General features: G+C 47.8%; 1 protein-coding gene. It reads left to right on the top strand.

Features of this window, described 5'->3' with window-relative positions:
- Positions 1-230, top strand: a 230-nt coding sequence (locus R2R70_RS23645) for an AraC family ligand binding domain-containing protein (protein WP_410979440.1), incomplete at both ends; no start/stop codon positions are given.

Raw genomic sequence — 230 nt, 5'->3', positions numbered from 1 at the left:
CGACCAGCAGGCAGTCGCTGTGGCTGACCGTTATCCGCAAGATGTCTTTGCCGAACATACACATGATTTTTGTGAGCTGGTGATTGTCTGGCGCGGTAATGGTCTGCATGTACTCAACGATCGCCCTTATCGCATTACCCGTGGCGATCTCTTTTACATTCATGCTGACGATAAACACTCCTACGCTTCCGTTAACGATCTGGTTTTGCAGAATATTATTTATTGCCCAG

The sequence above is a fragment of the Cobetia sp. SIMBA_158 genome (assembly GCF_046566945.1).
Taxonomy (GTDB): domain Bacteria; phylum Pseudomonadota; class Gammaproteobacteria; order Pseudomonadales; family Halomonadaceae; genus Cobetia; species Cobetia amphilecti.
This window is presented reverse-complemented; position numbering and strand designations above follow the sequence as displayed.